The 19,884-nt window shown below is 65.0% G+C and carries 17 protein-coding genes and 1 pseudogene; 17 read left to right on the plus strand and 1 reads right to left on the minus strand.

The window, feature by feature from the left end:
• Positions 1-7 precede the first annotated feature (7 nt).
• From H1S04_RS16955 to H1S04_RS17030, 17 genes and pseudogenes are all read left to right on the plus strand, one after another.
• Positions 8-427, plus strand: a complete 420-nt coding sequence (locus H1S04_RS16955; protein ID WP_181746688.1) for an acyl-CoA transferase — start codon at positions 8-10, stop codon at positions 425-427.
• A 27-nt stretch (positions 428-454) separates the two neighbouring features.
• Positions 455-1,393 carry a phage tail tube protein gene (locus H1S04_RS16960; RefSeq protein ID WP_181746689.1) on the plus strand — a complete coding sequence of 313 codons (939 nt, stop codon included), beginning with the start codon at positions 455-457 and terminating at the stop codon, positions 1,391-1,393.
• Complete coding sequence (locus H1S04_RS16965; RefSeq protein ID WP_181746690.1) at positions 1,393-1,842, plus strand: hypothetical protein; 450 nt, start codon at positions 1,393-1,395, stop codon at positions 1,840-1,842. The genes H1S04_RS16960 and H1S04_RS16965 overlap by 1 nt, the downstream gene beginning before the upstream one ends.
• A 50-nt stretch (positions 1,843-1,892) precedes the next feature.
• On the plus strand, positions 1,893-2,048 hold the full coding sequence (locus H1S04_RS16970; RefSeq protein ID WP_255435665.1) for a hypothetical protein: 156 nt from the start codon (positions 1,893-1,895) through the stop codon (positions 2,046-2,048).
• Between the two features lies 1 nt (position 2,049).
• Positions 2,050-4,233 (plus strand): phage tail tape measure C-terminal domain-containing protein, encoded by a 2,184-nt coding sequence (locus H1S04_RS16975; protein ID WP_181746691.1) that lies wholly within the window; start codon positions 2,050-2,052, stop codon positions 4,231-4,233.
• Between the two features lie 28 nt (positions 4,234-4,261).
• Positions 4,262-4,888, plus strand: coding sequence for a DUF2460 domain-containing protein (locus H1S04_RS16980; RefSeq protein ID WP_181746692.1), 627 nt, complete (start codon positions 4,262-4,264; stop codon positions 4,886-4,888).
• The gene (locus H1S04_RS16985) at positions 4,885-5,769 is read left to right on the plus strand and encodes a DUF2163 domain-containing protein (RefSeq protein WP_181746693.1); all 885 of its coding nucleotides are present in this window, start codon (positions 4,885-4,887) and stop codon (positions 5,767-5,769) included. Before H1S04_RS16980 ends, H1S04_RS16985 begins: the two co-directional genes overlap by 4 nt.
• On the plus strand, positions 5,766-6,212 hold the full coding sequence (locus tag H1S04_RS16990; protein ID WP_181746694.1) for an NlpC/P60 family protein: 447 nt from the start codon (positions 5,766-5,768) through the stop codon (positions 6,210-6,212). The genes H1S04_RS16985 and H1S04_RS16990 overlap by 4 nt, the downstream gene beginning before the upstream one ends.
• Positions 6,213-6,224: 12 nt before the next feature.
• Positions 6,225-10,190: a glycoside hydrolase TIM-barrel-like domain-containing protein gene (locus H1S04_RS16995; RefSeq protein WP_181746695.1), complete on the plus strand. Its 3,966-nt coding sequence runs from the start codon at positions 6,225-6,227 to the stop codon at positions 10,188-10,190.
• Between the two features lie 20 nt (positions 10,191-10,210).
• The gene (locus tag H1S04_RS17000; protein WP_181746696.1) at positions 10,211-11,287 is read left to right on the plus strand and encodes a DUF2793 domain-containing protein; all 1,077 of its coding nucleotides are present in this window, start codon (positions 10,211-10,213) and stop codon (positions 11,285-11,287) included.
• Positions 11,288-11,316: 29 nt separating this feature from the next.
• Positions 11,317-11,571 (plus strand): DUF6127 family protein, encoded by a 255-nt coding sequence (locus H1S04_RS17005; protein ID WP_220185266.1) that lies wholly within the window; start codon positions 11,317-11,319, stop codon positions 11,569-11,571.
• Between the two features lie 98 nt (positions 11,572-11,669).
• Positions 11,670-12,344, plus strand: coding sequence for a D-Ala-D-Ala carboxypeptidase family metallohydrolase (locus H1S04_RS17010; protein WP_181746698.1), 675 nt, complete (start codon positions 11,670-11,672; stop codon positions 12,342-12,344).
• Positions 12,344-12,595, plus strand: coding sequence for a hypothetical protein (locus H1S04_RS17015; protein ID WP_181746745.1), 252 nt, complete (start codon positions 12,344-12,346; stop codon positions 12,593-12,595). Before H1S04_RS17010 ends, H1S04_RS17015 begins: the two co-directional genes overlap by 1 nt.
• Positions 12,549-12,758 carry a hypothetical protein gene (locus H1S04_RS17020; protein ID WP_298947599.1) on the plus strand — a complete coding sequence of 70 codons (210 nt, stop codon included), beginning with the start codon at positions 12,549-12,551 and terminating at the stop codon, positions 12,756-12,758. Before H1S04_RS17015 ends, H1S04_RS17020 begins: the two co-directional genes overlap by 47 nt.
• 434 nt (positions 12,759-13,192) lie before the next feature.
• A pseudogene (locus tag H1S04_RS17025) lies at positions 13,193-15,163 on the plus strand (TrlF family AAA-like ATPase); the annotation flags it as partial.
• A gap of 112 nt (positions 15,164-15,275) precedes the next feature.
• The gene (locus H1S04_RS19000; protein ID WP_370521542.1) at positions 15,276-15,869 is read left to right on the plus strand and encodes a DNA methyltransferase; all 594 of its coding nucleotides are present in this window, start codon (positions 15,276-15,278) and stop codon (positions 15,867-15,869) included.
• Complete coding sequence (locus H1S04_RS17030) at positions 15,866-16,540, plus strand: hypothetical protein (RefSeq protein ID WP_181746700.1); 675 nt, start codon at positions 15,866-15,868, stop codon at positions 16,538-16,540. The genes H1S04_RS19000 and H1S04_RS17030 overlap by 4 nt, the downstream gene beginning before the upstream one ends.
• A gap of 15 nt (positions 16,541-16,555) precedes the next feature.
• Here the strand turns inward: H1S04_RS17030 and H1S04_RS17035 are convergent, their stop codons facing one another.
• On the minus strand, positions 16,556-19,855 hold the full coding sequence (locus tag H1S04_RS17035) for a DUF499 domain-containing protein (protein WP_181746701.1): 3,300 nt from the start codon (positions 19,853-19,855) through the stop codon (positions 16,556-16,558).
• Between the last annotated feature and the right edge of the window lie 29 nt (positions 19,856-19,884).

The raw sequence follows: 19,884 nt of genomic DNA on the forward strand, positions 1-19,884 counted from the left end.
CCTTCTTATGCCCACCACCCGCGAAACCGTCCTGACCGGGCTGCACGCGCGCCTGTCCACGCTGTCTTCTAGCGCCCTGCGCAGCGACCTCCCGCCTGAACGCGTGCCTCCCGATGGCCTGCTGATCCTGCGCGACGGCGAACCGGGCGAACCCGAGGTCACGCTATCGCCGGTCGCCTATCACTATCAGCACCGCGCCGAGATCGAGGCGGTGGTTCAGGGCACCGACCGTGACGCCGCCTTCGACGCCCTCTGCGCCAGCATTGGAACAGCAATCGCCGCTGACCGCACGCTGGGCGGGCTCTGCGACTGGATCGAACCCGAGGCGCCACGTCCGGTCGATCTTCCCGTCGAGGGCGCGGCGAGCCTCAAGGCGGCGATCATTCCGGTCATCCTGCATTACACCACCGCCGACCCGCTCGGCTGAATCACCCAAAAAATCGAGGAGAACACGATGGCACGAGCCCTGGGGGCGCGGGCGCAGATGGCGCTGGCGTTCGAGACCGTCTATGGCACGCCGCCAGCAGGCGGTTTCACAAAGATGCCCTTTGCCAGCACCACGCTCGGGGCAGAACAGCCGCTTCTGAACTCCGAACTTCTGGGCTATGGCCGCGATCCGCTGGCGCCGATCAAGGATGCGGTGACGGCCGATGGCGATGTCGTGGTGCCGATTGACGCCGAGGCCTTTGGCTTCTGGCTGAAGGCGGCGTTCGGCGACCCGGTCACCACCGGCACCGGGCCGTGGACACATGAGTTCCAGTCAGGTGCGTGGTCGCTGCCCAGCCTCTCGATCGAGACCGGTATGCCCGAGGTGCCGCGCCATGCGATCTATTCCGGATGCGTGCTGGACCAGCTCAACTGGCAGATGCAGCGCTCGGGGCTGCTGACCGCGACCGCGCGGCTGGTCGCTCAGGGCGAGACCATCGGGATCGTCAGTAATGTCGGAACACCCGCACCCATCGACCTGAAGCGCTTCGGCCATTTCAACGGGTCGATCACCCGCAACCGCACGGCGCTGGGCAATGTCGTCTCGGCCCAGATCAGCTATGCCAATAATCTCGACCGGATCGAGACCATCCGAGCCGATGGCCGCATCGATGGCGCCGACCCGTCCATCGCTGCGCTGACCGGATCGATTGAGGTCCGCTTCGCCGACACCACGCTGGTGACTCAGGCCATGGATGGCGATCCCTGCGAGCTGGACTTCTCCTACGCCCTGCCCTCGGGCGAGAGCTTCACCTTCACCGTCCATTCAGTCTATCTGCCCCGCCCCCGGATCGAGATTTCCGGGCCGCAGGGTGTGCAGGCGACGTTCGACTGGCAGGCCGCACGCGACAGCGCGCTGGGCCGCATGTGCACCGCCACCCTGATCAACGACCGCGAGGAATACTGATGCTGACCTTGGACCTGAGCAATGAACCCCGTTGGCACGATCTGGTGTCCGGCGTCCGGGTGCAGCTGCGCCCGCTGACCACCGCGCTGATGGTCGCCACCCGCAGCGATCCGAATGTCGAGGCGGTCCCAGATGCGACCAGCGATGAGGAACGGGCGCTGATCTTCGCCAAGGCACTGGCCCGCCGCGCGGTTTTGGACTGGGAAGGCGTCGGCGATGCCGAGGGCAAGGTGATCGATCCCGGCCCGGAGGCCATAGACGCGCTCCTAGACATCTGGCCAATCTTCGAGGCGTTCCAGCTGGTCTATGTCTCCAAGGGCCTGCTGCTGGAGCAGGAAAAAAACGTCTCCGCGCCCTTGCCGACTGGTGCTTCGGCGGGGGCGATAGCTATTGCGCGGCCTGCACGCAAAGCTGCGAAGACTGCCCGGCACGGCAAAACCAGCCGCTGACCTTCGAGGGCTGGCAGATCTGGGATCTAATCGGGCGCCTTGGCGGGCAGTTGCGGGTGCTACCGGGCGCGGTGATCGGCTGGGATCTGAGTGCTGCGCTGGGTCTGGCGGCGGCGCTGGGCATTCCGGCCCCGGCCGCCGCCGAACTGCTGCCCATCATCGAAGCGGTGATGGTGCGGAAGATGAACGAACAGATGGAAAGATGAGATGGTCGAGAAACGCGTCAGCGTCCGCCTCGCGGCGGTGGGCGGGCGGCAGGTGCGCGCCGAGCTCGAAGGCGTCGGTGAGGCGGGATCGCGCGGTTTCGGGCGGCTCTCGCGCGAGATGGAGGCCGCAAATGCCCGCATGGCCGGGTTCACCCGCAAGGTCGGGATCGCGGCAGCCGCTGCGGTCGCCGCCGCGACAGCCGCTGGCATTGCCATGGTCCGGTCGGGGCTGCAAACGGTGGATGCGCAGGCGAAGCTGGCGCAATCACTGGGCACCACGGTCGCCTCGATCCAGACGCTGGAACGGGCAGGCGAACTGGCGGGCGTGTCGATGTCCGGCATCGAACAGGCGACCAAGGATCTGACCCGGCGGCTCAGCCAGGCAGCGGCGGGCGGTGGTCCGGCCGCCGATGCGCTGGCGCGTTTGGGCCTGACGGCAGGCGAGTTGCTGGCCCTGCCGCTGGATCAGCGCGTCGGGGCGATCAATGCCGCCATCGAGGCCTTCGTCCCGGTCGTGCAGCGTGCGGCCGCGGCAGGGCAGCTTTTCGGCGAGGAAGGCTCCATAGCCATGTCGCGTATCGACACCGCCACCCTGCGCCAGGCAACCGAGGACGTCCGGGCCTTCGGGGTCGTGGTCTCCGAACAGGATGCCGACCGGATCGAGCGGACGAATGACGCCAGCTCGCGGCTGGGGCTGGTCTGGCGGGGTCTGTCGAACCAGCTGGCCGTGGCCGCAGCACCCGCGCTGGAAGCCGTGGCCGATGCCATGGCGGCGCTGGCCAGCCGGACCGGACCGCTCGGCATGGCGATCTCCGGGCTCTTCGACCAGATCGGACGCCTCTCGACCTACGCCGCAACCTTCGCCGGTTTCATGGCCGGGCGCTGGGTGGCAGGTCTCGCTGCGGCGGCGCTGTCGGTCCGAGGTCTCGCCACGACACTGGTCGTCCTGCGCGGGGCGCTGATCCGCACCGGCATCGGTGCCCTGATTGTCGGGGCAGGCGAGCTGGTCTATCTGTTCACGAATCTGGTCAAGGGCGCGGGCGGCTTTGGCAATGCCATGGCGCTGATGGGCGATGTCGCGAAGGCAGTCTGGGAGGGCATCAAGGTCACGGCCATGTCCTTCGCCGACGATTTCCGGGCCATGCAGGCGGAGATCGAGGCGATCTGGACCCGGCTCATGGCGTTTCTGGCCGGGAAATGGGCAGATTTTCTGGGGATGATCGCGCCCACCTTCAACAAGGTGGCCGAAGAAATCGGATCGGATACCCGGATCGATGTCTTCGAGGCGCTGGGCCGGGCCTCGATGCTGGAGCATTCGGCCAGCAATTCCGCCCATATGGCGGGCCGCTATCGTGACCGGGCCAGTTCCAGCCGGGCCTCGGCCTTCGACGGGGTCGGTGCGGCCATGGAGGCGCTGCGCGCAGCGATGTCGGGTGGCGAGGATGACGCCGGTGGCGCGGCGCTGGAGGTGGCGACTGAAGCGGCCGGGCGCTACGAGGATGCGCTGGGCGGGGTGGAAACGGCTGCCAACGGCGCAGGGGCGGCCGCCAAAGAAGCCGGGGCGGCAGGGAAAGCGGCAGCGGAGGAAGCGAAGCCTGCGACTGAGGCGACGGCCACCGGCTGGAAGGCCGTCACCGAAGCTCTGTCGGATTATGCGAAGAAGGCAAAGGATATCGGCGTCGATATCGGCCAGGCGCTGGTCGGCGCATTCCAGAGCGCCGAGAACGCGGTCGGGGATTTCGTGAAGACCGGCAAACTGGACTTTCGGGATCTGGTCACTTCGCTGCTGGCCGATCTCTCGAAGCTGGCCGCCCGGCGCTTCCTGCTGGGTCCGATTGCCAATGCGCTTTCGGGCGCGCTGGGTGGGGCCGGCGGGATATTCGCCAGCATCATGCATACAGGCGGCATGGTTGGCGCGGGTTCGCCCTCGCGCATGGTTCCGGCGCTGGCCTTTGCCGGGGCGCCGCGAATGCATAGCGGCGGCATGGTCGGACTGCGCCATGACGAGGTGCCCGCGATCCTCCAGCGCGGTGAGCGCGTGCTGTCCCGCCGCGAGGCGCAGGATTACGGCAAGGGCGTCACGGTCAACATCAACGCCCGCGACGCAGAAAGTTTTCGGCAGTCCCGCACCCAGATCGCCGCCGATATCGCCCGCGCTGTCTCGCTCGGGCGGCGCGGCCTCTGACAGAACCCCGAAGAAAGGAAGGCGCAAGATGGCATTTCACGAGGTCCGGTTTCCGGACACTATCAGCCGCGGGGCGCGGGGCGGACCTGAGCGGCGCACCCAGATCGTCGAACTGGCCTCGGGCGATGAAGAACGCAATGCAAGCTGGGCCAACAGTCGACGGCGCTACGACGTGAGCTACGGCATCCGCCGCGCCGACGATCTGGCGGCGGTCGTGGCGTTTTTCGAGGCGCGGAACGGTCGGCTCTATGGTTTTCGCTTCAAGGACTGGGCCGATCATCGGTCCTGCCTGCCTTCGCAGGTCCCATCGCCGACCGATCAGCAGATCGGCGCGGGTGATGGCGTGACGACCAGTTTTCAGCTGGTGAAGCGCTATGCTTCGGGCGGGCAAAGCTGGTCGCGGACCATCGCCAAGCCGGTCGCGAGCACGGTCCAGATCGCCTTGAACGGTGTACCACAATCCAGCGGCTGGTCGGTCGATCACAAATCCGGCGTCGTCAGCTTCGAGACCGCTCCATCCGACGGCATCGCCATCACCGCCGGGTTCGAATTCGACGTTCCGGTCCGCTTCGACAGCGATGTGCTGGACGTGACGCTGGATATCGAACGGCTGGGCTCCATCACCTCCATTCCGCTGCTGGAGATCCGGCGATGAAGCAGATTTCCCCTACGCTGCAGGCGCATCTCGACAGCGGCACCACGACGTTCGCCTGGTGCTGGCGCATCACCCGCGCCGACGGTCTGGCTTTCGGCTTCACCGATCACGACCGGGCGCTGGCTTTCGACGGCACCGAGTTCGAGCCGGAAAGCGGATTGACCGCCAGCGAGATCCGCTCCGGCGCCGATCTCTCGGTCGATGCACAGGATGCGGCTGGCGCGCTGCGCTCGGACCGGATCACCGAGGCCGATATTCTGGACGGTCGCTGGGACAATGCCGAGGTCGAGCTCTGGCGGGTCAACTGGGTCAGCCCCGTGCAGCGGGTGCTGATGCGGCGCGGCGCCATCGGGCAGATTCGGCGCGGGCGACACGCCTTCGTAGCCGAGATCCGGTCGATGTCGCATACTCTCGGTCAGACCGTCGGGCGGAGTTTTCAGGCGAGCTGCGATGCCGCGCTGGGCGATGACCGCTGCGGGGTCGATCTGGAGGATCCGGCGTTTCGCGGCGCGGGGACCGTCATCGACAGGCTACGAGACCGGGCGTTCACTGCCTCCGGCCTTGGAAGTTTCGCGCCCGGCTGGTTCCGCTTTGGCACGCTGGACTGGACCTCCGGGCCCAATGCCGGTCGCCGCGCTGAGGTGCTGGCCCATGGTCGCAGCGATGGCATTGCGCTGCTGACGCTGCTGGAAGCGCCCATCCGTCCCATCGGCGCAGGCAACAGTTTCACCATCCAGGCGGGCTGCGACAAGCGCATCGCCACCTGCGGCGCAAAATTCGGGAATGTCGTCAACTTCCGTGGATTTCCGCACATCCCCGGCCAGGACACCATCCTGCGCTATGCCTCATCGGACGGTGGGCATGATGGCGGCGTGCTGTGACCCGGGTACAAACCGCCGCCGATCCGGACCGCGTCATCGCCGCTGCCCGCGGCTGGCTTGGAACGCCCTATCACGATCAGGCGAGCCTCCGGGGCGTCGGCTGCGATTGTCTCGGGCTGGCGCGCGGTGTCTGGCGGGAAGTCGTGGGCGATGAGCCCTTTCCTATCCCGCCCTATAGCCGCGACTGGGGCGAGACGGGTTGCCGCGAAGTCTTGGCAGACGGCGCACGGCGGATGATGATCGAGATGCCGGTCGCGGATGCCAGTCCTGGCGCGCTGGTCCTGTTCCGCATGCGCCCCGGCGCCATTGCCAAACATGTCGGCATTCTCACAGCATCGGACCGCTTCATCCACGCCTATGAGCGGCTGGGCATGATCGAAGAACCTCTGACGCAAGCCTGGAGCCGTCGCATCGGTTTCGCCTTTCTTTTCCCTGCACCCTGAGGCCTTTTCATCATGGCAACTTTAGTTCTCGCCTCGGTCGGCGCCACGATTGGCGGCGGCTTCGGGGGCGCGATCCTCGGCTTTTCCGGCGCCGCCATCGGCGGCATGATCGGTTCCACCATCGGCGCGGCCGTCGACAGCTGGATCGTCTCCTCCCTCGCTCCGGCCCAGCGGATCGAGGGCGCCCGGCTCGACAATCTGCGCATCACTGCCTCGACCGAAGGCGCGGTCATCCCGCGCGTCTTCGGGCGAATGCGAATGGGCGGGAATATCGTCTGGGCCACGGATTTTCGCGCGGAGGCCCGCACCAGCCGTCAGGGCGGCGGTAAAGGCGGCGGGCCGAAGGTCGAGACCACGGAATATCTCTATTACGCCTCCTTTGCGGTCGCCTTGTGTGAAGGCGAGATCACCGGCATTGGTCGCGTCTGGGCGGATGGCAAGCCGGTCGATACCTCGGGAATCACCTGGCGTTGGTATCCAGGCAGCGAGACGCAGGAACCGGACCTCTTCATCGCCGCCACCATGGGCGCGGACCAAACACCTGCCTTTCGCGGAACGGCCTATGTCGTCTTCGAGGATCTGCCGCTGAGTGATTACGGCAACCGGCTGCCGCAGCTCTCATTCGAGGTGTTCCGGCCGTTGGCCGATCCGGACACGGCCGAAGGCCTGACCCGTGCCGTCACCCTGATCCCGGCTTCGGGCGAGTTCACCTATGCGACGGAACCGGTGCGCAAGGGCGGCAATGGCACGACATCGGCCGAGAACCTGAACGCCGCACCCGGCAGTGCCGACATGATCGTGGCGCTTGACCGGCTGCAGGCCATGGTTCCGAAGGTGGAAAGCGTCAGTCTGGTCGTCGCCTGGTTCGGCAATGATCTGCGCTGCGGGTATTGCAGCATCCGGCCCGGCGTGGAGGTGGCCGAGAAGGCCAGCACCCCGCGCCTCTGGTCGGTCAGCGGCATGAGCCGCGATGAGGCGCATCTCGTCAGCCGCGATTCCGAGGATCGCCCGGTCTATGGCGGCACGCCTGCGGATTTCGCGGTGGTGCAGGCGATCCGGGAGATGAAGGCGCGCGGGCTGCGCGTCACCTTCTATCCCTTCATTCTGATGGATGTGCCACCGGGCAACACCCTTCCTGACCCCTATTCGGACCATGCCGCCAGCTCCGGCCAGCCCGCTTTCCCATGGCGCGGACGGATCACCTGTTCGCCCGCCGCCGGTCAGGCAGGCAGCGTCGACAAGACAGATGCGGCTGCAGATCAGGTCGCAGCGTTTTTCGGTACCGCCAATGTCGGCGATTTCGCCGTCACGGGCGACGGGGTCCGGTGGACCGGCGATCCGTCCGACCACGGACTGCGCCGCATGGCGCTGCATTACGCCCATCTCTCCGCAGCGGCGGGCGGCGTCGATGCGTTCCTGATCGGCTCCGAGATGCGCGGGCTGACCACGATCCGCGCGGGAGCGAATACCTATCCGGCCGTCGCGGCCCTCCGCACGCTGGCCGCCGATGTCCGCACCATTCTCGGGCCCGGCACAAAGATCAGCTATGCCGCCGACTGGTCGGAATATTTCGGACATCAGCCGGGCGACGGCAGCGGGGATGTCCATTTCCATCTGGACCCGCTCTGGGCCGACCAGAACATCGACTTCATCGGCATCGACAATTACCTGCCGCTGTCCGACTGGCGCGATGGCTTCGATCATCTGGACGCGCAAGAGGGCTGGCCCGCCATCCATGACCGGGCCTATCTGCAGTCCAATATCCATGGCGCCGAAGGGTTTGACTGGTTCTACGCGTCTGACGCGGATCGGGCCGCGCAGGTCCGAACGCCGATCACCGACGGTGCCCATGGCAAGCCTTGGGTGTTCCGACCCAAAGATCTGCGGTCGTGGTGGTCGAACCGCCATTACGACCGTCCGGGCCGGGTGGAATCCGCAACACCGACCGCGTGGTTGCCAAAGTCAAAGCCGATCCGCTTCACCGAACTCGGCTGCCCGGCCATCGACCGCGGCACCAATCAGCCAAATGTCTTCTACGACCCCAAGTCCTCGGAAAGCTTCGTGCCGTATTTCTCGCGCGGCTGGCGCGACGACGCGATCCAGCGCGCTTATCTCGAGGCGACATACCTGTTCTGGGGCAAGGCAGCGAACAATCCGGTCTCGATGGAATATGCCGGTCGCATGGTCGAGGTTTCCGAATGTGCCGCCTGGACCTGGGATGCCCGGCCCTATCCTTTCTTTCCGGCACTGGGCGATGTCTGGACCGATGGCGCGAACTGGCGGCTCGGGCATTGGCTGACCGGGCGGCTGGGCGCGGTCTCACTCGCCGCCCTCGTCCGTCATCTCTACCTGCGTGCCGGACTGCCGGAAGCCCGCATCGACGTTTCCGGCCTCTGGGGCTCGGCCGAGGGCTATGCCATCACCGCGCTGGAAAGCCCGCGCGCCTCGATCACCACGCTGGCGCGGCATTTCGGCTTCGATGCCGTCGAAAGCGAGGGTGTCATCCGATTTGTGATGCGCGGTCGGGCACCGGTTGCCACTATCACCCATGACGATCTGGTCGCAGGCAATACGGGTGGCGAGGCGTTTGAACTGACCAGGGCCCAAGAAACCGAACTGCCGCAGGCGCTAAAATGGCAAGTGGGCCGCGCCGACGAAGACTATGACGCGGCGTTGGTCGAGGCCGCGCGCATTACCGTGGACACCAGCCGCATCGCGTCCGAGAGCTTTCCGATGGCGGTGCCGCCGGAAGAGGCCGAACGACGCTGCCGCCGGGCATTGCAGGAAGCCTGGGCGGGTCGCGAAAGCGCGGTGTTTCGTCTGCCGCCCTCGAAACTGGCGCTCGACCCGACCGATGTCATCGCGCTGGACCATGACGGGCGCACACAACAGTTCCGGCTGACGGCCATCTCTGATGCCGAGGCGCGCGGCATTGAGGCGGTGCGGCAGGACCGCAAGGCCTATGACCTGCCGCCCGGCGCCGAACGCCCGGCAACACTGCCCCGCGCGGTGACATTCGGGCCGCCGGAAGTCATCCTGCTCGATCTGCCACAGTTGCGGGACGACGTTCCCGCGCATCAGCCTCTGATCGCGGCCACGGCAACACCATGGCCCGGCGCGCTGGCCGTGTATCGCAGCCCCGGCAGTGACGGGTTCGAACTGCTGACCACGGTGCGCCGCCGGGCCAATCTCGGGCGGCTTGCATCTGACCTTTGGCCCGGACCGCCATCGCGGTTTGACATGGGCAATGTCCTGATCCTCGATCTCGCCAGCGGTCAGCTGGACAGCGTCAGTGATCTGGCCCTCTTCGGTGGCGCCAATGCGCTGGCGGTGGAATCCGCGCCAGGGCGCTGGGAGGTTGTCCAGGCGGGCCATGCAGAACTGATCGCGCCGGGGCGCTATCGCCTGACCCGGCTGTTGCGCGGCCAGCGCGGCACGGAACAGGCCATGGGCAATCCCACCCCGACCGGAGCGCGGGTGGTCCTGCTGAACGAGGCCCTGACCCCGCTGCCGATCCCGGAAGCCGATCTCGGCAATCCTTTCAACTGGCGCATCGGTCCCGCCCGCCATCCGGTCAGCAACGAGACCTTCGCAGCTGTCAGTTTCACACCCGAAGGCGCTGGGCTGCGGCCGTTTGCGCCGGTTCATGTCGCCCAGCCGTGGCGCCGCCCGCATAGCCCTGGCGATCTGACGATCCGCTGGACGCGGCGGTCGCGCGATCTCGCCGCCGACAGTTGGCAGGGGATGGAGGTGCCGCTGGCGGAGGAACGCGAGGACTGGCTGGTTGAGATCATCGATGGGGTCTCGGTCCGGCGCAGTCTTGAGGCCAGTACCACGTCTGTCACCTATCGCAGCGCGGATCAGGTGGCGGATTTCGGGGCTCTGCTGGGTCCGGGCGACAGTCTGACGCTCCGCATCTGCCAGCTCTCTGCCCGTATCGGGCGTGGCACCGTCCGAACGACCACGCTTTATCTCTGATCCAAACGAAAGACATCCGCATGTCCGACAGCACGACGAACCTGCTGCTGCCATATCTGATGGCAGCGCAGGCCCAGAAACACGTCACCCATAACGACGCCCTGCGTCTGCTGGACGGGCTGGTGCAGCTCTCGGTGAAGAGCCGGGCAGTGACCGCACCACCGGCAGGTCCGGCGGATGGTGATCGCTACATCGTCGCCTCCGGCGCAACCGGCGGCTGGGCGGGCTGGGATCTGAACGTCGCCCTCTGGACCGAAGGCGCCTGGCTGCGCCTGCCGCCGCGCGAGGGCTGGCGGGCATGGATCGAGGATGAGGCCGCGCTGCTGGTCCGGCATGGCGCGGGCTGGCAGCCGGTGATCCCGACCGCCCTCGACGATCTCACTCGGCTCGGGATCGGCATGTCGGCCAGCGCCGGTTCGCCCTTCTCGGCCAAGCTGAACAGCGCCCTTTGGACAGCCCTCTACGCCGCCGATGGCGGCAGCGGCGATCTGACCCAGATCCTGAACCGGGAAACGGGTACGGACGATGCCGGGCTGATCCTGCAGACCGGGTTTTCCACCCGGGCCCTCATCGGGATGTTCGGATCGGATCAGCTACGGATTGCTGTGTCGCCGGATGGAAGCAATTTCCGCGACGCGCTGGGCGTCGATCCGGCGACGGGCATCGTGGACCAGCCGAACCTGCCGCGCTTCAAGGCGTACACCAATTACGACAATTACGTCGCCACCGACAGCTGGACCACGCTCGGCATCAACGTGACCGAGTACAATGATCAGGATTGCTTCGACGCAGACACCAACCGTTTTGTGGCGCCGGTCGCCGGCACCTATCTCTTCGGAGCATCGCTTCTCTACAAGATAAATGCCAATACCAGCGCCCGGATGCGCGGGCGTCTGGTCCTCAATGGTTCCACGGAAATCCGTGGCTCGTTTGGCGAGATTTCCAACGCGCATGCGTCCGAGGCGACGGCCCTCTGGCTGCAGACAATGGCCAGCCTCGACGCGGGCGACACGGTCGCATTGCAGGGCACGTTCCGGGCGGCGGATGGGTATTTCGCGGCCGACCACACAACATTCTGGGGAGCGAAGATCGGATGACACCCAAAAGACTCGATGACTTGCTGCAGATGAGCGAGAGCGAGTTTGAAGAACTGCTCGCCCGGGCAGCACAGGAAGGCGCGCGTCGAGCGCTGGCCGATGCCGGGCTCGACGGCAGGGAAGCCGCCCTCGATATCCGTGACCTGCGGGCGCTCCTGGAAGGCATCCGCCTGATGCGCCGGACCGCCGCCCAGACAATCATTCGCATGCTGACCGCTGGCCTGATCCTGACCCTGCTGGCCGGGATTGCCCTGAAGCTGAAACTCTTCGGCGACGGCGGCTGACGCGCGACGCGGCGTTCATCACCATCAAGCGCACCCCAATCCCATCACCCCACGGCCCGCCATTCCGGCGGGCTTTTTTTCACGTTCGGAGGATCCTCATGACCACCCGTTTCTACCGCCATTGGCGCGACGTGCCGAAAGACATCTGGCACTGGCCCAACTTCTCGCCCGCCGAGATCGCCTGTCGCGGCACCGGATCGATCCTGATCCACGAGCAAGCCCTCGACCGGCTGCAGGCGCTGCGCACGCGGCTTGGCAAGCCGCTGATCGTGAATTCCGCCTATCGCAGCCCGGAACATAATGCCCGGGTGCGAGGGGCGAAGCGCTCCAAGCATCTGGAGGGCACGGCCTTCGACATCTCCATGGCCAATCACGATCCGGCGGCCTTCGAGAAAGCCGCGCGGGCGGAAGGGTTCATGGGCTTCGGCACCTATCCTCGTTCCGGCTTCATGCATATCGATCTTGGGCCCGCCCGGCGCTGGGGCGTGCCCTTCCCGGCCCGCGCCATCCCCTTCGCTGAGGACCAACCGCCCGCGCGGGAACACCTAGCCGACAGCCGGACCATGAAGGGCAGCAGCGCTGTAGGACTGGCAACCGTCGGCGCCGCGGGCATCGAGATCGCGCAGGACACACTGAGCGATGCGCAATCGGCCATCCAGCCGCTGATCCCGTACCTGGATACCCTACGCTGGGCCTTCATCGCCCTGGCGCTGGCGGGGATCGGCCTGACCGTCTGGGCCCGGATCGACGACTGGAACCGGGGGCAGCGGTGATGGGCGCCCTCGTTGCGCTGATGGCGTCGCGCTGGGCGCGGCGTCTGGCCATCGGGATCGCGCTGACCGGCGCGGTCCTTCTTTTCCTCCTCAACCTGCGGCGCGCCGGTGAAACCGCCGGCCGTCACGCCAAACGTCTGAAACAGATGGAGCGCCAGAATGATATTCAACGCCGCATGCTGGAAGCAGCCAGCACCCGCCCTCGTGATCGCGACGATCTCGCTGAGCGCCTGCGCGACGGGCGATACTGATCCGGGTGGCGCGGTCTGCCCGCCGGTGATCGCTTACGATCAGGCGATGCGGGTCCGGGCGGCGGTGGACCTGGAGGCGCTGCCCGACGATTCCGCGCTGGTCGGGATGATGGCGGATTACGCGGTGATGCGGGCGCAGGCGCGGATGTGTGAAGCGGTGTGAACATCGGCCGGGTGGGCTCTGTTCCGCCCGGCGCGGCACGGGATTAACGATGTCAAAAAGCGGTAGAATTTCGCTGCACGAGGATGGTCGCATAGGGAGGTGCAGGCTGTCACGCCCGGAAATGGGCACAATTGTGCACCTAGAAGCATGCAACCATAGCATAGATCATGCCCATTCTCACATGCCTCGGGCACGCAAGGCCTCGATCATTCGACAAACTCTGCTCCGCTCAAATCGCAACCTGAACCAGGGGATTAATCTATACCGAAACTGGGGTGAGGCTCGAAATCTCATCGCATCTGAGTTGGAGTGCCTTAAATGTCAGATATGGTAATAGGCGGGCAGTCGAGGCATTATCCTAGAACGGGTGCCGAATGCACTTGGAATGGTTTGCAGGGTGCGCCAAGGGATTGTGTTTGACTGTTGATGTGAAAATGAACCGGGGCTCGGAATGGCGGCGCTGGGAGCCGCATATTCATGCGCCCGGCACCACGATGAACGACCAGTTCACCGGACCAACAGCGTGGGAAGACTATCTCGGCGCGCTGGAGAAGGCGACGCCGACCATCGAGGCAATTGCCGTGACCGACTACTATGTCACGGACACTTACGAGGAAGTGCTGCGCCACAAGGCCGCAGGGCGGCTGCCAGACGTAAAGCTGATCTTCCTCAACGTAGAGTTGAGACTAGATGTTGCGACCGCCAGAGGCGGCTTCGTGAACCTGCACCTGTTTGTCAGTCCTGAAGATCCGGGACACGTTGAAGAATTACAGCGCCTGCTTTCGCGCCTTCAGTTCAACGTCATGCAGGATCGGTTCGACTGCACGCGAGCCGACCTCATCAGGCTCGGCAAGGCAGCAGACCCAAAAATTACCGACGATGGCGCGGCGCTCGCCTATGGTGCCAATCAGTTCAAGGTGAATTTTCAAAAACTGCGTGAGGTATTTAGTGAGAGCGCTTGGGCGAAAAAGAACATCTTAATTGCGGTGGCTGGTGGTGCGAACGACGGCACGTCCGGCGTCCGTGAGGCTGCGGACCAGACTATCCGCCGCGAAATCGAGACCTTTGCCCACGTCATCTTCGCGAGCAGCGCCGCTCAGCGCGAGTTCTGGCTGGGCCAACGCCAACTAAGCCCCGCCGAGATCCGCTCCCACTACGGTGGGCTGAAGCCATGTCTGCATGGAAGTGACGCCCATAAGCTTGAGGACGTCGCCAGTCCGTTCGGCAACCGTTTCTCTTGGATCAAAGGCGCGCTTGAATTCGATGCGCTTCGCCAAGCATGTATCGATCCGCAGGGACGCGCTCATGTCGGTGCCGAGCCGCCGGCTGCCGCCACGCCCTCGCAAGTCATTTCGCAGGTGGAAATCCTGAATGCGGAATGGGCCGAAACACCGATTATTCCACTTAATCCCGGATTGGTCGCCATCATCGGCGCTCGCGGTTCGGGCAAAACTGCTCTGGCAGATATGATCGCCGCCGGGTGCGACTCGATCACGGAGGAGGCGTGGAACGCGAACGAATGGGCAAACCCATCATTCTTGGTGCGGGCGCGGCCGCTGCTCAGCAACAGCAAGGTCAAGGTATCTTGGGCGGCAGGCGAGCCCGTCGAGCGCTCGCTTGATGGCTTCGACGCCAACGGCCCATTCGCATATGAGCGGGTCCGCTATCTGTCTCAGCAATTCGTCGAGGAGCTTTGTTCTTCCAGCGGGCTGACGGACGGTCTTCTGCGCGAGATCGAACGAGTAATCTTCGAGGCCCACCCCGATCACGAACGCGACGGCGCACTCGATTTCGACGAGTTGCTGGATCACCGTGCCACTCGGCATCGGCTGGCGCGCGAGCGAGAGGCCGATGCCGTCACCCAGATATCCGACCGCATCAGCACCGAGCTAGAAAAAGAGAAGATGGCAGCGACATACGAATCGCAAGCCGCCCAGAAGAAGAAATTGGTCGATGCATATACGACTGATCGCGCTAAGCTGGTATCAGCCGGGAGCGAGAAGCGTGCTGAGCGGCACACCGAATTGGCGAGCGCGGCGAACACGCTTCGCGCGACGCTGCGACGCTATACGGCGCAGCGCCAGACTTTCTTGGCTTTGCAGGATGAGGTAAAGGATCAGCGCCGCAACCAGGCGCCGGAAACGCTTAGGCAGGCCCAGGCACGACATTCCAACAGCGGCATGTCCGAGGAACAGTGGGCGGCGTTCCTCCTCGACTACAAGGGCTCCGTCGACGAAAACCTTGCCTCCTATGTCAACTGGGCTGATGGCAAGATCGCCGAATTGAAGGGGGTGCCACCCGCTCCCGGCGATCCCAACATGCCCTATTTCCCTGACGATACCGACCTCAGCAAACTGTGCCAGGCCGTGCTCGACGCGGAAATGTCGCGCCTAGAGAAGCTCGTCAGCGCCGACAAGGACATTCAGCGACGCTACACGCCTGCGGCGGGTCTGTTCTCGGCGGCAGAGGTCAGCGCGCCGCACGAACGACTGCGCATCTTCATCCTGGCCCACACCGATGAGCCTGCACCCCGGCACCGGCCACTACAACCCGGCCGGGAACAGCGAATTCGCTGTCGCGGACCTTCGGTTCACCCGGAAGGCCGAGGCGCTGGCGCTGGGCATTGCGAAGGCCCTGCCCAACCACTGGCCGACCCCGGCGGCCCAGAACTGGAAGGGCAGTTCGGAGGCCAGCATCACCCGCACCGACGGCAAGTCCCGAATGGACCTGCTGCACTATCGGGCGGAACAGGGCTTCACCCGCCCTGCCCCACCGATCTCGCAGGATGGGCGACGGTCCTTGCCGCACGCCCCGATCTCGCGCCCACTTTGGGCTTCGATGATTGCCTCGCATGGGCGCGTCGTCTCGCGGCGGATCCTGAAGGGCCGATCGCGGAGGCGGCTGAACCCGCTCTTCGTCGGATGGTTGATGGGCTGGCCCATCGGGCACGCGCTTTGCGCCTGCTCGGTAACGGAGTTCACCCTCTGGCAGCATCGCATGCGTGGCGCACTCTCGCAGCTGCCCATGGCCTCGGGCCCGTGGATCTGGCGGCCGACCGATGCGGCCCAGCGCCCGGCGCAGATGGATTTCCTTGAAGGATTGCAGCCATGAGTTTCCACGGCCGCGTCAGCGGTACCAGGATCAAGCGTGCGCTGGGCGTGCAGGCGGCGCTGGAATGGGCATTCCGGATCGAACAGGCGCAGCTGGAACTGCCGCTGCCCCCGGACGTCATCGACGAAGGCTTCGGCTTCGGGCTGGAATACGTCCTGCTCCAGCGCGCTGTCCTGGGCTGCAGGATCGACGGCGGCCAGCACAAGATCGGCGGCTTCACCCACGAGGACGCCGAGGTGATCGCCGCCACCGTCACCGGGATCCCCGACAGCCTCGGCGGCAAGCGCATGGCGATCCGCGTTGCCGAGCTGGCCCGCGCCGGGCTGACCCCGGACTGGATGCCAGGCGCCGTCCCGCGCTGCTTGCCGAGCATCGTGAAGCAGAACCAGCACGGCACGCATGCAGGCGCCATCGTCGTGGGCACCGAACGCATCCGGGTGCGTGGAGCGGGCGCGCGCGCCACTTGGAAAACCGTCGACATCTTGGCATGTCCGGTCACCTTCTCTCCCCACCCGCAGCAGATCGAGGCAGCCCGGCGCGGCTATGACGACTGGTGGCAGGCGCTGGTCTGGGTCCGCGAGGGGCTGATCGCAGGCGGGATGCTTCGGGAGGTCGAGGTGACGGCGGCAATGCCGAAGGCGCGGCCGTGGAAATCGCGTGACGGTCGATGACCGTCACGCTTCCATTCACTTGATCACTTTGTCGATGAATCCCAGCGTGTTCGCGTTCTCGAGCAACGTGCGCACCTTGCTTCGGTCAAGGCCATTCGGGACTTCGGCATCGATCTCGAGCTTCAATGTGACCTCACTGCCTGGCAGCACAGTCAGCTGCTCGATAATCGCCTCTACTATCTGACGCATCTCGTGTGCTGGCCGATCTGCGGAGATCATGACCGTCCCGATGAACCGCGTCGGGTCACGGTCGGGCTGCACAACAGCCGCGGTTGGCTTCAGGCCGGTCTGTTCTGCTGCAGCTTTCGTCGGTGTCTGCGCCGGTTCCGCTGGCGCGGCAGCGGCCGCTGCGGTTTCGAGCGCCTGCTTTTCTGCCACCTCTGGCTTCACGATGACGCTGTCGGAGTCGATGACCACCGGGGCGTTCGCAGCGTTCTGAAGGACGAGTCCGATATAGCGACCGCTCTTCTCGTCCCAACGTTCCGCATAGGCGAAAGGACCAGGCACCATCGCGCCGACCGCTGCCCGCACCGCCTTGATCAAAACGTTCCGATCCTTGACCCGTGGCAGGTAGATGTAGCGGTTCAGATATTCCCAGAGATCCCTGAGCGACAGGTGGCCTTTTCCATTCCAGATGTATTTTTGCAATTCGCGGTCTAGGCGGGCAGGACCAAGCTCCGGCAGCAGGCCTTCGTCGCTGGCCAGTTTCTTACTGGCACGGGACAGAAGCCCATCCTGAGCCGGAACCTTCGATGCAATCCACTCGACATCAGCCTGAGCGCTATCCTGCATTGGATAGAGGAGGTAGCACCAGGTCTCTTTCAGCCGCGTCTTCACAGTCTCGGCCGCCTCGGCGACCTTAGCCTTGGCAAGCGCACTGTCGCGCTGGGTAAGGTTCAGCCTGTCCGTGTCCTTGACGATCCCTGCCCAAGCTAGGGACGACCGCATGGCCTCCTTCAGCCCATCGAGCTGGCGTGACTCCGCCGCAAGGAACACCAGCATGTTCCGATAGACCCGCGGCGTGGAGCCGCGCTGAAGGAGGATATCCTTGGCCTCTGCCATGGCATCGGAATTCTCGCGACCGGTGTGCGGGTGGGCCACGCCAAGCACAACGGCACGAACGCCACCGGCTTCGTCTGGAACGTCGGCAGAAGTGCTGGGCGCGACTTGCACGGTGTCGAAATGCCCGCGGTCGCCCAAACCGTTGATGTAGGTCGCCAGCGCCTTGTCGATTTCCAGCAGGACCAGCGGCTCTTCAATCTGCCCGGCCCGGTCGGCCGCCAACCGATTGAGACTAGCGGACATCGAATACCAATATCGGCCGAGATCACCATGCATGAACCTGGCGTTGTTCGCGAGGCGACGGAGGGCATCGCCGAAGATGGCAGGACGTTCACCGGGCTGAACCACGCCAAGATTGATCTGGCGATCATCGAGGCCCTTATTGTCTTGCCCATGGGTCGGCGCGGTTCCCATGAAGATCGCCCGAGCCACACGGCGGGTGGCCGAGTAGCGGTTAAGGTTTGGGGCTGACTGGTCGATCCGGTAGGGCGTCGAGTTCGGTCCATCGACATCGCCTGCGATGATCGACTGCCACGACACATCAAGGTAATGCAGCAACTCCGGTTCGACGCGCGCCGAACTGATGGACACGCTTCCCGGCATGATCATCACCGAGGGGTCATTGTTCATCCACAGTTCGTGGATCACCTGAGCCATCAACCGCAGCACGCCACGGGTGCGCTGGAATTTCTCCAACGAACCCCAGCTGGTGTAGAGCTGATCGAACAGCTCCGGGTGGATCGGATAGGCCTTCTCCAGCTTCCGGCGATAATCCTCGCCCTCGCAGTTCTGCGGGAACTCGTTCGGGCTATCGCGATACATCTTCGCGAACTGCTTCAAGGTGTTATCGCGGTGGTGGAACTTGTCGCCCGGAATCTCCTTGAAAAGCCGCCGACGGACGATCTCGTAGCTTTCCTCCTGGTCAGCCGGGCGCCAGCCGGTTTCGACCCGACTGAAGGTCTGCTTCAGGCGCGACAGCGCCTCCTGGCCCCCTTCCCCTCCGACCTCGATCTGCGAAGCGGGCAGCGATGCCACCAGAAGCGTGCCCGGGCTGGCTTTCACCGCCTCGGTCAGCGACTGCACGAAGGACAGGTTTGAGTCGAAAGACCCCGACGGCAGCCCCTCAACCTTGTAGATCTGGCGCAGGTAGGCGACCCACTCGTCGATCAGGATCAGCGACGGGGCGCATTGCCGGAACAGCTCCTCCAGCAGGTTTGACCCCGGCGCGATTCCATTGACGTCGTTCTCGGCCACCAGCGCATAGCCCGCCTCGCCCCCAAGTTGGTACGCCAGTTCGCCCCATGTTGTGCGGATCGGCCGCCCATAATCTCTCTGCCGCTTAGCTGCGTCCGAGGGCCCGTAGGACGTGCCCACCAGCACGGCACGGTTTACCTTGCCGGGCACGGTCAGCCCTTCGCGTGAAAGAAGCTGGTCGAGTCCCGGCAAATCCTCGACCGGCGTGCCGCCCGCCATGTGGTAAAGCGCCAGCATCGAGTGGGTCTTGCCGCCGCCGAAGTTGGTCTGCAACTCCACCACCGGATCACCACCGGTGCCCGACAGCCGCTTGGCCGCGCCGATCAGCAGGGTCGACAGGCCCGAGGTCAGATAGGTGCGCGAGAAGAACTCGGTCGGGTTGCGGTATTCCGACGGCGCGCTGCCGTTATGCACCTTGGCCAGATCGGCCGCAAACTCGGCCTGCTGAAACTCTCCCGTCGCCACATCGCGGTGCGGCTCCACCACCTCGCGCCACGGCAGCAGCCCCGCCACCGTCTCGACCGAGATGTCAGACCGCTGGCTCTTCTTACGCTCCTCGTTGCGCTGCAATTCGGTGAACTTGGTGCGCAGGATCGTGTCGCGCATTTTCCCAAGCTGATCGGCCACGTCCGAGGCGCTGATCGCCTCCATCAGCCGCCGCATGCTGTCCAGCGCGCGTTCGGCATCGTCATAGGTGAAGGTCTCGTTGTGCGACAGCTTGTTCCGGATCTCGAGCAATTCGCCGACATAGGACCGCTCAGCATGACCGAGTACCGAGCGAAAGGCATCGCCCCAATACGAGATCATCGCCTTGAGCAGGCCTTGCTGGTCCCACCCGACTTGGCCGTTGGCGTTCGGGCGCAATCCAACCTTCTGGGCAACATCGATCTGCCAATGCCCCTGCAACGAGGCCTCGAGCCGCCGTTCGACAAAGGGAATCAGAGCCTCGGGAAGAAGCTCCATGCCTTCAAACACATATTGGCGGGTCGACTTTGCCATGCACTCAATCCTTCTTCCGGCACAAAGCC

Source organism: Paracoccus sp. S1E-3, assembly GCF_013868135.1.
Lineage (GTDB): Bacteria > Pseudomonadota > Alphaproteobacteria > Rhodobacterales > Rhodobacteraceae > Paracoccus.